Source organism: Sphingomonas pituitosa NBRC 102491, from assembly GCF_001598435.1.
GTDB classification, from domain to species: Bacteria; Pseudomonadota; Alphaproteobacteria; order Sphingomonadales; family Sphingomonadaceae; genus Sphingomonas; species Sphingomonas pituitosa.
In genome coordinates this window covers 276,464-288,408 of the sequence record NZ_BCYY01000001.1, presented here as the reverse complement: position 1 = coordinate 288,408, position 11,945 = coordinate 276,464, and the positions used below count along the sequence as shown (strand labels likewise).

The following is an 11,945-nucleotide window of genomic DNA, read 5'->3' as shown; positions in this document are numbered from 1 at the left end:
CCCTTCAGTCGAGCGGCGGCGCGGGCCGGAAGCGGTTCTGCGCCGTCAGCCGGATCGTCGCATTCGGAGCGCCATAGCCGCCATAGTCGTGCCGCTCGACGAACTCGAAGAAGAAGGTGCGGGCGAAGGCGCGGCTATAGACTTGGCGATACCGCCGGCCGGGTGCTTCCTCGTCAATCAAGATGCCGTAGCGCCGGGCGTCTGCATCCTCGGCAACGGTCAAGCCGAAGCGGGCGGCGACGTCGTCGTGATAATTGGCTGGGATCGGCAGCGGTTCGAGTCCTCGCTCGGCAAGCATCGGCGCCGCTGCGGCCATGTCGCCCACCCGCAGCGCGATATGCTGGAAGCCTGCGCCGAACGACTGGTGAAGGAATCGCGCCGACAGCGCCTCGCGCGCATCGGTGCTGTTGAGCGTGATGCGGAAGCTGCCGCTGCGGTTCTGGATCGCCTGGCTCTGCACCAGCCCGTTGGGATCGATGACGTCCTGCGGCATCTGCACCTCGACGTCGAACAGCGATCGCCAATAAAGCTGCCACGACAGGAACTCGTCGTTCGAGACGGTTGCGGCGAGATGATCGATCGCCTGGATATCGACGCTCGGGGCGCTAGGTGCGGCGTCGAACACGAATTCGTCCGCCCAGATCGCATCCATCGCCTCGGCATCGACGACATAGACCAGGCTGCCGGCCACCCCGCGCAGCGCCGGCATCGCGGGCAGGTCGCTGGCATGCTGCGCCACGCCGAGCGCGCGGGCACGAGCCATGGCCGCCGGGCCGTCCTTCACCACCAGCCCGATCGCGCAGATCGCGGTGCCGTGCATGGTGCGATAGGCCGCGGCGAAGCCCTGTTCCTCGAAGTTCAGGACGAAGCTGGCCGTGCCGGCGCGCCACAGTTCCACCGCCTTGGTGCGATGGCGGCCGATCCGATCGAAGCCGGCGCCGTGCAGCATCGCGCCCAGCTCCGCGCGATCCTCCTCCGCCACGGCGAACTCGACGAACTCGACGCGGTCGATGATCGCGCGGGCGGGCATGCGGGTCTCGCGGCCCAGCTTGCGGGCGGCGGCGTCGCGCAACGCGTCCAGCGATCGCAACCCGTCCCTTGCGACCATCTCGGCGGAGCTGGCGCGAAAACGATCGTTGAAGATTTCGAGGCTGAGCGGGCCCTGATAGCCGATGCGCAGAATCTCGGCGACATAGCCCGTCAGGTCCAGCCCGCCCTGGCCGGGCAGGTTGCGGAAGTGCCGGCTCCAATAGAGATAGTCCATGTCCATCCGCGGTGCGTCGGCGAGCTGGACGAAGACGAGTTTCGCTGGGTCGATCGCGCGGATCGACTCGCTGGGAATGTTGCGGGCGAGCGAGTGGAAGCTGTCGAGCAGGATGCCGAGGTTGGGGTGATCGGCCTGCTGCACGATTTCCCATACCTGGCGGTGATCCTGGACATGCCGGCCCCAGGCGAGCGCCTCATAGCCGATCAGGATGCCGTATTCGGCGGCGATGTCGGCAACGGCGCGGAGATCGGCGACGATCCGGGCGCGATCGCCTGCGGCCAGCGGCGAGGTGTTCGAGCAGAGCAGCAGCCGGTCGCAGCCGAGCGTACGCATCACCTCGAACTTCTGGCGGGCGCGAGCGAGCGCGCGGGAGCGATGCGGCTCGGGCATGCCTTCCACGTCGCGCAGCGGCTGATAGAGAACGCAGGCGAGCCCAAGCGCATCGAGCAGCGCGCGCACCGCCTCCGCCGACAGCGCCGAGGCGACAAAATCGGTGTCGAAGATCTCCACCGCGCGGAAACCCGCCGTGGCGGCGGCGTGCAGCTTGTCCTCCAGCGTGCCGCTCAGCGAGACGGTCGCGATCGCGTTCATCGCAGTCATGGTGCTTCCTTTGGGTGCGGCAGCGGCAGCACCGCCAGCCGATCGGATTGGAACGAGCCGAGCCACAATTCGCCGTCTGCCAGCGCTGCCGCCGAGAGCCCGTTGAAGCCGGGGGCGGGCATGCCATAGGCGACGGTCGCGAGGCGATGTCGGGCGAGGTCGAGCTCGGCGACCACCCAGCCGCGGTGGCAGCGCATCGGATCCGCGACGCCGTCGATCACCCGCCGCAGACCGCCGCAGGCGGGCTCGTCCAGACGCATGCCGGCGAGCAACAGGCGGCCATCGGTCCAGTGGATATTGTCGGGCATGAAGTCTGGCGCGTCGATCCGGGCGAGCGGCACCCGCGTGTCGGTGCGGTCATAGACCATCGCCGCGTGCCAGCCGAACGCGATCACGTAGAAACGGCGCTGATCGGGGTCGACTTCAAGGCCGTTGTTACCGGGGAGTTCGGTGCCCGGCAGCAGGGTGAAGGCGGGGTCGCCGGCGGCCAGGCGCCAGACGCCGCCGGTCACCCGGCCTTGCACGAAATCGGCGATGCTCGTGCCGGGCCGGGTGAGCACCGTCGCGAGGATGGTTCCGTCGGCGAAGCTGGCAACGGCATTGGCCACTTGTCCCGGCGGCATGGGCTGGCAGCCGCGCCAGGTCAGTTTTGGTGCGCCGTCGCCGAGCGCGATATCGAACTGTTCGATCGACTCGCGCCCGCCATGGTTGACGACGAGGAGCCGCCAGCGCTTGGCGTCGAGCCGCCGCAGGGAGAGGCCGCGGGCATTGAACAGCGCGGGGTCGAGGGGACCTGGGCAGGACCGGGTCAGCGCCGGATCAGGCAGGCTCTGTTCGGCTGCGCCGGTGAACCAGCGAGTCAGCCGTCGATCGCGACGATCGACCAGCTTCAGCCCGGCGCCGGGCGAAAAGCCGCTCGCGACCAGCCAGGGCGTGCCCGGAACTACCAGCACGTCCTCCGGCTTTTCGGCGCCACAGACATACGCGAGCGGCGGATCGGGCGGGCAGGCGAGCGCGGTGTTCTGACCTGCCGCCAGCATCCCGGCCAAGGCGAGCAGCGGACTCAATCGCGCGGTTTCGCCCGCGGCTCGGCGGGAGAGGTCGCCCCTTCGAACAGCGGCATGTCGGTAAAGTGCGGCCAAGGGACCACGGTGCTGGCGGGTGCCAGGCGCACAAGGCGCGGGGCGTCGAGGCTGGCCGCCGGCCAGCGGCCGATCGAGGCGCTGCTGGGCGTGCCGGTCCGCGCGAAGTGGAGCAGTGCCTCTGCCATGTCGCGCTCCAGCGTCACGTCTCCCGGTTCCCAGTTGCGTGTGACGCGGAACAGGTTCAGCGAATCGCGCGTCCGCAGCCAATAGGGCACATCGCCGGTGTGATAGGCACCCGCCTTCACCGGATCATGATCGCTGAAGGTGATGCCCGGCGCATAGGGGTGGCGGCGGGTGAAGAGATAGGCATAGACCGGCTGGGTGCCGTACCGCAGCTGGTAGCGCGCCCAATCCGCCATCTGTGCGCCGACGGTGGAATCGCGTGCAATATCGGCGGAAGTACGGGCGATGTCGTCGCCTGGATAGGCGGCAAGGATCGCCTCCGCCTTGTCGCCGAAGCGGGCGCGCAGCGCGCTCGCCAGCGCCGTCCGGTCCGGGAGTGGACCAAAGGGGCGGAAGCTCTCGTCCTGGGTGTAGCCGATCAGCACCGGCACGTCGCTCTGGCGGTGCGCGGCGAACATGGATTCCGCGGTGCCGGTCAGCACATGCCCGTCGAGCACGATCGCGGCGCGGGGGCTTTGGGCGGCCGCCACCTTGTCGCCGGGCAGCGCGCGCAGCTCGGCGAGCGTGGTGGCGCCCAGTTCCTTCGCCAGCGCAACGCCCTGCTGCTCGGCGCTGGCGAGCTGCGCCGCCCCCAGCATGCCGCCGAAGCTGCTGCCGCTCATTCCCACCGCGCGCTGGAACAGGCCGCGCGCGAGCGGGCTTTGCTGGAGCAGTGAGACGGACATCGATCCAGCCGACTGGCCGATGATGGTGACGTTCCCGGGGTCGCCGCCGAAGCGGGCGATGTTGCGGCGGATCCATTGCAGCGCCGCGATCTGGTCCATCAGCCCGTAATTGCCCGAGCCGCCATAGCCGGATTCGCGGCTGAGCTCGGGATGCGCGAAGAAGCCGAGCGGGCCCACCCGATAGGCGATGTTGACGCGGATCACGCCATCCCGCGCCAGCGGCTCGCCCGAATAGTTCGCCATGCTGGCGGACCCGATGTTGAAGCCGCCGCCATAGATCCACACCAGCACCGGCGCCTTGCGCGCGGCGTGGGGCTTCCAGATGTTGAGGTAGAGACAGTCCTCGCTGGTAGCCCCTTCGCCGAAATAATGGTTCTGCTGCGATCCGCGCAGCGGCTGGAGACATTCCGGCGCGAAGCGTTCGGCATGATAGATGCCCGCCCATGACGCGCGTGGCTGGGGCGGCTTCCAGCGCAGGTCGCGCACGGGCGGAGCGGCAAAGGGTATGCCGAGAAAGGCATCGACGCCGGAGGGCAGGGCGATGCCTTCGATGCGGCCCTGCTCCACCTGAACCGACGGTGCCGTGGGCGCCGCATGCTGGCCGCTCAGCAGCACCAGGGCGGCTGCAGCGGCAGCGATGCGGCTTAGCGTCACTTCCGGGGCACTCCCAGCACCTTGTGGAAGAAATCGAACGTTGCGTTGGTCGCCTGCAGCGTTGCTTCGCGCGTCGCTTCCGGCGTGGCGCCGATGAAGCTGTGGTCGACCCCCGGGATGTAGATCGCCTCCACCGGCACGCCGGCACGGCGCAGGGCGGCCTCGCCGAGGTGCGACTGGGCAACGGGCACCGTCTTGTCCGCCTCGCCGTGGATCAGCAGGAAGGGTGGATCCTTGGCATCGATATAGGTGATCGGACTGGCGGCCCGCAGGCGGTCGGCGGGGCAGGGGCCCTCGCAGCCGAGCAGCCGCCCGCCCGCGGCATTGCCGTCGTTGTTCTGGGCCATGCTGGAGAAGTCGAACACGCCGTACCAGGTCACCGCCGCTTGCACGCAGCCATCCTTGCCGGCAGCGGGGTCGAGCGTGGTGTCGCGACAGGTCAGCGCAGTGAGCGCGGTGAGGTGGCCGCCCGCCGATCCGCCCCATATGCCGACGCGCGCCGGGTCGATGCGATATGCGCCCGCTTGGGCCCGAAGAAAGCGAAGCGCGGCGTTCGCGTCCTGCAGCTGCGCGGGGAATTTCGCTTCGCCGGAGAGGCGATATTCCAGGCTGGCGACGGTGAATCCCTCGGCCGCTAGCGCGGCGAGCACGGCGGGGAAATCAGCGAGCGCGCCCGAATGGCGGGTGTGGCCGGCCATCCAGCCGCCGCCGTGAATGTAGAGCACCAGCGGATGCGGGCCCGGCGTGGCGGGGACGTAGATGTCGACGATCTGCGGCCGGTAGCCGGGAAGGGTCTGATAGACGATGTCGCGATAGGCCTTCACGCCGCCCGAGAAGGCGACCGGAACGACCGGGAACTTGTCCTCCAGCACGGGCGCGGGCGCCACGGGGAAGGTGCGGGTCTGGGCGTGCGCGGCGCCGCCGCCGGCCGTCGCCGACAACAGGAGCGCGATCCGCGCGATGGTTCTCTTCATCCAGCCTCTCCCTCATTTCAACGGCTTTGGCCGCTTTGGGACCAAGGCTTACCAGCTTGCAGGCCTGCTGCAAGAAAAAAGAGGAACGAGTTCGTACCACTAATTTTGTGCGGCTTGGTGGAATGTCATTGCGTCCAGAACTGCGCGGGATAGGAAAACCGCATGTCCGACGCAGAAACCGCAGCCGACGCCCTGCCCGAAGCCGAAGGGTCCCGCGCGCCTCGCACGCGTGCCCAGGCGCGCGAGGAGGCGATCAACGCCATTCTCGACATCGCCACCGAGGAATTCGTGGAGAAGGGGCTGGCCGGCGCCCGCATCGACGAAATTGCGGGCCGCGCCACCAAGCGCAAGATCTACTATTATTTCAGCAGCAAAGACGAATTGTATCGCGCGGTGCTGGAGCGCGCCTATCGCCGTGTTCGTGCCAGCGAGCGCGAGGTCGATATCGACAGCGGCAGCGCCGCCGATGCCCTGCGCCGGCTGGTCGAGCATGACGTCCGCTACCATTCGCAGCACCCGGAGCTGGTGCGGCTGGTGATGAACGAGAATATCCACCGGGCCGAGCATCTGAAGCAGATCGAGGGCTTGCCGACGAACAATCGCCGCGTGATCGACCTGCTCGCCCGCATCCTCGCCCGCGGCGAAGCGGAGGGCGTGTTCCGCGCCGGCATCGACCCGGTCGACCTGCACATGAACATGACCGCGCTGGCCTTCTACAACGTCTCCAACCAGTTCACCTTCGCGCATAATTTCGGCGTCGACATGCACAGCCCCGAGGCGATCGAGCGGCGGGCGCGGCAGGTGGGCGACATCCTGCTTGCATGGGTCGGCGCCGCCGGGCCTGCCACCCCTTGATCCAATTTATTTGACAGGAACGAGTTCGTAACACTAAATCGCTCCCGACGCCGGCGAAAAGTCCAGCGCATCGGGAGAGAGGCTATGAAGGGCAATGCGCGCGCGCGGTTGGCGCTGACTGCATCCATGTTGGCATTGGGCACGGCGGCACTTCCCGCCGCCGCACAGAATATGGCAGGCGCGCCGCCAGCGTCGACCGATGCCCAGGAGGCGGAGATCATCGTCACCGGATCGCTGATCCGCCGCCCCAACGACAGTTCCGCCAGCCCGATCACCTCGGTCAGCACCGAGGCGTTGAAGCAAACCGGCACGGTCAATGTGGTCGACGCGCTCAACCAGATTCCGAGCTTCACCGTCTCCGGCAACGGCAGCACCGGCGGGCAGGGCCAGGGTGGCCGCTCGACCGTCAACCTGCACGGTCTCGGCTCCAACCGGAACCTCGTGCTGCTCGACGGGCGCCGCCTGCCGGTGTCGGACGTAAACGGCAATGTCGACATCAACATCCTGCCGGATGCGATCCTCGAAGGCGTCGATGTGATCACCGGCGGTGCTTCGGCGGTGTACGGTTCGGACGCTATCTCCGGCGTGGTCAATTTCAGGACGGTGCGCAGCCTGCAAGGGGTGCGCGTCGACCTGCAGAACGGCATCTCGGAGCGGGGCGACTCCTATCGTTTCAACGGCTCGGTCGCGTTCGGCAGCAACTTCGCCGACAATCGCGGCCATGTCGTCGCCGCGTTCAGCTATGCCAAGGCCGATCCGGTCAACGGCAGCAGCCGCAGCTTCTTCAACGACAAGACGCCGTCCTCGTTCATCAGCACCGGAACCTTCGTGCCGAGCGCGACCAATGCGCCGAGCGCCGCTGCGGTGAACGGCGTGTTCGCCGGATACGGCACCACTGGCACGATCAACCCGCTGCTGAACCTGGGCTTCAACAATGACGGCACGCTGTTCGTGCAGACCGGCGCGATCAACTATCGCGGGCCGACCAACAATCAGGGCTATCTGATCGTCGGCAACAATGTCCGCATGCCGGTTGGCCAGCAGATCGACTTCCAGAACGCGATGAACCGCAAGACCGCGTTCCTCAAGGCCGACTACGAGGTGCGGCCCGGCCTGACCGCATACGGCCAGTTCATGTATGTCGACCTCAAGGTCCATACCGCCAGCGGAGGTAGCCTCACCCAGTTCGGCGCGCTGACAACGGTGCCGGTCACAAACCCGTTCGTCCCGGCGGCGCTGCGGACGATCCTCGCCTCGCGGCCAAATGCATCTGCGCCGTTCAGCTGGAACGGCCGCTATGTCGGCGTGCCGTACAAGAGCTTCGACGAAAACTATACGATTCAGCAATATCTCGCCGGGCTGCGCGGCGATATCGCGGCGGGCTGGAGCTTCGACGCCTTCGTTTCCTACGACGAATCGCTCCATGACCAGAAGATCAACAACGCCGTGCTGAAGAGCCGCGTGCAGACGCTGCTCAACGCGCCCGACGGGGGCGCTTCGGCCTGCGCCGGCGGGCTGAACATCTTCGGCGATGCCAACGCCCGCGGGCTTTCGGCGGCGTGCCGCGCCTATATCACCAAGACCGCCTTCTCGCAGGAGAACCTCTCCCAGACCCAGGCGCAGCTGCAGGTGAACGGCAAGCTGTTCGATCTGGGGGCCGGGCCGGCGCAGGTGGCGTTCGTCGGCAGCTATCGCCGCAACAGCTATGACTTCACGCCGGACAGCGATCTCGCCGCGCAGAACATCGAGTCGGTGATCGCCTCCGCTGCCGCCAACGGCCGGATCTCGGTCAAGGAGTTCGCAGCGCAGGTCGATGTGCCGCTGCTCGCCAACCGGCCCTTCTTCCACGAGCTGGGGATCGGCGGCGCGGTGCGCGTCTCCGACTATTCGGTTACCGGCAGCGTGACCAGCTATGAGGGCGACCTGCGCTGGCGGCCGATCAAGCCGCTGCTGATCCGCGGCAGCTATCAGCGCGCGGTCCGCGCACCCAATATCGGCGAGCTGTTCACGCCGGCCTCGGGCACGCAGCTGGTGATCGGCACGCCGCCGGGCTCGCTCGGCGATCCGTGCGACGTCCGCTCGACCGCTCGCACCGGCGCCAACGGCGCGCGTGTTGCCGCGCTCTGCGTCGCACAGGGCGTACCGGGTGCGGCGATCGGTTCCTATACCTTCCCGACCACGGCCACCGGGCAGACCATCGCTGGGAACAAGGGGCTCACCCCCGAGAAGGCGGATACCTACAATCTGGGCTTCGTGTTCAACACGCCGGGATCGGGTGCGCTCGGCGAGCTGACGGTCTCGGTCGATTATTACAACATCAAGGTGTCGAACGTGATCTCGACCGTGCCGGGCCTGACCGTGCTGTCGAAATGCTTCAACCTCGATGGCGCCAACCCGAACTATGATGCCGCCAACGCCTATTGCGGGCTGATCCAGCGCGATACCACCGGGCAGATCGTCACGGTGAACACGCCTTATCTGAACATCGGCGGGCTGCGCACCGACGGTGTCGAGTTCCAGGTCAACTGGAGCGTGCCGGCGGCGTTCCTCGGTTCGTCGACGCGGCTGTTCGCCAATGTCGGGGTCGACTGGACGCGAAACTACAAGGTCCAGCTGCTGCCCGGCGCCGCGTTCCTCAACTATACCGGCATCAGCAACGGCGGTGCGTTGCCGACCAGCGTGCCCCCGCGTGCGACGCCGGAATGGCGGTCGCTCACGTCGTTCGGGGTCCGCTCGGACAGCGGCAGCGTCGGCCTGCGCTGGCGCTACCAGGACAAGCTGCGCGACATCAGCTCGGTGCTGACGCCGGCGACCGCGCAGGTGGGGGTGCCCGCCTATTCGATCTGGGATGCGTTCGCGACGATCAAGGCGGCCAAGGGCTTCGAGTTCCGGCTGGGCGTGAACAACCTGTTCGACAAGAGCCTGCCCTTCGTGGCCAGCTCGCAGAACGGGACCGACGTGGCGCTGTACGATGCGATCGGCCGGTCCTTCTATGCGGGCGTACGGTTTGGATTCTGAGGAAAGGGGGCGGACCACGCCGCCCCCGGACCGTGTTTCGAGAGTGAGAGCGATGATGAAATCCGGGCTGATCGGCCGTTCGATCCAGGCGTCGCGATCGCCCTGGCTTCATGAGGAGGAAGCGCGCGCGCAAGGGCTTGCCCTGCGCTACACGCTGGTCGACTTCGATGCCCTGTCGCTTCCCGATTCCGCGCTGGGCGACCAGCTCGCCCGGATGCGGGACGAGGGGTATCACGGCTTCAACGTGACCTACCCGTTCAAACAGGCGGTAATGCCGCTGCTCGACGATCTTGCGGAAAGCGCGCGGATCGTGGGAGCGGTGAACACCGTGGCGATCCGCGACGGGCGGCTGACCGGGCACAATACGGACATGATCGGCTTCCGTGAGAGCCTGCGCAGCGGACTGCCGGAAGCACGGCTGGATCATGTTCTGCAGGTCGGCGCGGGCGGTGCCGGCGCGGCGGTAGCGAATGCGTTGCTCTCCCTGGGCGTGCGGCGCCTTCGGCTTGCGGACGTGGACGTACATCGCGCACGCGAATTGGCCGAGCGCCTGCGGGGGCACTTCCTCGATGCCGTCATCGATATCGTCGCGGCGGACCGGCTCAACCTCGACGCGGTGGACGGCATCGTCAACGCGACGCCGATCGGCATGACGTCCAAGCCGGGCACCTCGATCGAGACCGCAGCCCTGCGGGCCGAGCAATGGGTTGCCGACATCGTGTATTTCCCGCGCGAGACCCAGTTGTTGCGCGAGGCGCGCGCGGCCGGCTGCTCGGTCCTGGACGGGACGGGCATGGTGATCCGCCAGGCGGCCGAAGCGTTCGAGATCATCACCGGCCACCGGGCCGATGTCGCGCGCATGAATACAGCGTTCGAACGCAGCTGAGGGACCGATTCGGCACCGCGGCGCGTGTCCCCTGCGGGCCGCTTCTTCCTCCTGCTGCACGCCTTCGACGCCAGGGCCGAGGGTCGGCCCGGCCAGCCTGTTCGCGCGGGGGCCGGGCGTCGTCGATCGCTTTGCCAACGGCCAGAAGAATGCTATGCGGCATAACAATGGCGAGGCGACAACAGCGTCCGTCGTTTCAAAAAGGGGGCCGCAAAGTCCCTGCGGGGAGGTTGCATGACGGAATCGCAAGGACTGCATCACGCGCTCGATGAGGCACCGCTGAGCCGCACCCAGCTGCTGGGCATTCTGCTCTGCCTGCTGCTCAACGCCCTGGACGGGTTCGACGTGCTGGCGATCAGTTTCGCGTCTCCTGGCATTGCGGCGGAATGGGGGATCGATCGAGCAGCGCTGGGGCTGGTGCTGTCGATGGAACTGATCGGCATGGCCGTGGGCTCGGTCGTGCTGGGCGCCTATGCGGACCGCGCCGGACGTCGCCCGGCCATCCTGTCGTGCCTGGTCCTGATGGCGATCGGGATGCTCGCGGCGACCTTCGCCGGGGATGTCGAAACGCTCTCCGCCTTCCGGCTGGTTACCGGCCTGGGTATCGGTGGAATGCTAGCATGCACCAATGCCATGGTAGCGGAGCTTGCCAACGCGCGGACGCGCAGTATCGCGGTGGGCTTGATGGCTTCGGGATATCCGGTAGGTGCCATCGTCGGCGGCTCGGTCGCCGCGACGCTGCTGGCGGGGGGCGAGTGGCGACACGTCTTTCTGTTCGGTGCCGGCATGACCGCGCTGTTCCTGCCGATTGCATGGTGGCTGATGCCGGAATCGATCCGCTATCTGATCCAGCGCCAGCCGGCAGGCGCGCTGGACCGCGTCAATTCGCTGTTGTCCCGCATGGGCCGCCCGCCGCTCGATGCGCTGCCGCCCGTCGGCGAAAGCAGCAGCAAGCTGCCCCTGGCGCAACTGTTCGCAGCCCCGCTCGCGCGGACGACGATCCTGCTTACCATTGCCTATTTCTGCCACATCATGACCTTCTACTTCATCCTGAAATGGTTGCCGAAGATCGTCGTGGACATGGGCTATCCCGCGTCGCAGGCGGCAGGCGTGCTGGTCTGGGCCAATGTCGGCGGACTGCTCGGCGCCGTGCTGCTCAGCGTGCTGAGCTGGCGTGTGCCGCTGCGAAGTCTGCTGGTCGTCGCCCTGATTGCCGCGACGGCGATGGTGACGCTGTTTGGGCAGGGCGCGCACGATTTGGCCGGCCTCGCCTGGATCGCCGGGATCGCCGGCTTCTGCACCAATGCCGGTGTCGTCGGCATGTATGCGCTGATCGCGCAGAGTTTTCCCACCCATGCTCGTGGTTCCGGTACCGGATTCGTGATCGGTGTGGGCCGGGGCGGAGCGGCGCTGGGACCGATCCTCGCGGGGATCTTGTTTTCGTTGAACCTCCAGCTGCAGGGCGTGGCAGCGGCGATGGCAATTGGGTCGCTCATCGCTTCGCTGGCGTTGCTTGGTTTGAAACGGGCGTGAGATCGCTTGCTCGCACAAGCTACCCCCTGCCTGACGTTGCGCGGCAGGGTCGAGCGCGCACAGCGGCGCGGGCGCGCTTCGCGTTCGGCACGCGCACGACAATCCGAATCGGGAATGCGCCGGGAGCAATCTCAACGCGTGTGTTTGACGTATGCCTGACGCGTT

Annotated in this window: 8 protein-coding genes; 4 read left to right on the top strand and 4 right to left on the bottom strand. The window is 67.3% G+C overall.

The window, feature by feature from the left end; translation table 11 throughout:
- Positions 1-4: 4 nt before the first annotated feature.
- Genes SPI01S_RS01360 through SPI01S_RS01345 form a run of 4 tightly spaced genes read right to left on the bottom strand, consistent with a single transcriptional unit; the run spans position 5 to position 5,488 of the window.
- Entirely contained in the window at positions 5-1,867 is a 1,863-nt protein-coding gene (locus SPI01S_RS01360) for a bifunctional sugar phosphate isomerase/epimerase/4-hydroxyphenylpyruvate dioxygenase family protein (RefSeq protein WP_245653423.1), read from the bottom strand.
- On the bottom strand, positions 1,864-2,934 hold the full coding sequence (locus SPI01S_RS01355; RefSeq protein ID WP_157084507.1) for an SMP-30/gluconolactonase/LRE family protein: 1,071 nt from the start codon (positions 2,932-2,934) through the stop codon (positions 1,864-1,866). The genes SPI01S_RS01360 and SPI01S_RS01355 overlap by 4 nt, the downstream gene beginning before the upstream one ends.
- On the bottom strand, positions 2,931-4,514 hold the full coding sequence (locus tag SPI01S_RS01350) for a carboxylesterase/lipase family protein (RefSeq protein WP_245653422.1): 1,584 nt from the start codon (positions 4,512-4,514) through the stop codon (positions 2,931-2,933). Before SPI01S_RS01350 ends, SPI01S_RS01355 begins: the two co-directional genes overlap by 4 nt.
- On the bottom strand, positions 4,511-5,488 hold the full coding sequence (locus tag SPI01S_RS01345) for an alpha/beta hydrolase (RefSeq protein WP_066716953.1): 978 nt from the start codon (positions 5,486-5,488) through the stop codon (positions 4,511-4,513). The genes SPI01S_RS01350 and SPI01S_RS01345 overlap by 4 nt, the downstream gene beginning before the upstream one ends.
- A 162-nt stretch (positions 5,489-5,650) precedes the next feature.
- Between SPI01S_RS01345 and SPI01S_RS01340 the strand changes: the two genes are divergently transcribed.
- From SPI01S_RS01340 to SPI01S_RS01325, 4 genes are all read left to right on the top strand, one after another.
- On the top strand, positions 5,651-6,343 hold the full coding sequence (locus SPI01S_RS01340) for a TetR/AcrR family transcriptional regulator (protein WP_066716950.1): 693 nt from the start codon (positions 5,651-5,653) through the stop codon (positions 6,341-6,343).
- A gap of 84 nt (positions 6,344-6,427) precedes the next feature.
- Entirely contained in the window at positions 6,428-9,361 is a 2,934-nt protein-coding gene (locus SPI01S_RS01335) for a TonB-dependent receptor domain-containing protein (RefSeq protein ID WP_066716947.1), read from the top strand.
- Between the two features lie 52 nt (positions 9,362-9,413).
- Positions 9,414-10,247, top strand: coding sequence for a shikimate dehydrogenase (aroE, locus tag SPI01S_RS01330; protein ID WP_084253201.1), 834 nt, complete (start codon positions 9,414-9,416; stop codon positions 10,245-10,247).
- Between the two features lie 234 nt (positions 10,248-10,481).
- Positions 10,482-11,780 (top strand): MFS transporter, encoded by a 1,299-nt coding sequence (locus SPI01S_RS01325; RefSeq protein WP_066716941.1) that lies wholly within the window; start codon positions 10,482-10,484, stop codon positions 11,778-11,780.
- The last annotated feature ends 165 nt before the right edge of the window (positions 11,781-11,945 follow it).

Coding starts and splice junctions, on each gene's coding strand:
- aroE (WP_084253201.1), top strand. CDS start 9,414: ATGATGAAATCCGGGCTGATCGGCCGTTCGATCCAGGCGTCGCGATCG.
- SPI01S_RS01325 (WP_066716941.1), top strand. CDS start 10,482: ATGACGGAATCGCAAGGACTGCATCACGCGCTCGATGAGGCACCGCTG.
- SPI01S_RS01345 (WP_066716953.1), bottom strand. CDS start 5,488: ATGAAGAGAACCATCGCGCGGATCGCGCTCCTGTTGTCGGCGACGGCC.
- SPI01S_RS01340 (WP_066716950.1), top strand. CDS start 5,651: ATGTCCGACGCAGAAACCGCAGCCGACGCCCTGCCCGAAGCCGAAGGG.
- SPI01S_RS01360 (WP_245653423.1), bottom strand. CDS start 1,867: ATGACTGCGATGAACGCGATCGCGACCGTCTCGCTGAGCGGCACGCTG.
- SPI01S_RS01335 (WP_066716947.1), top strand. CDS start 6,428: ATGAAGGGCAATGCGCGCGCGCGGTTGGCGCTGACTGCATCCATGTTG.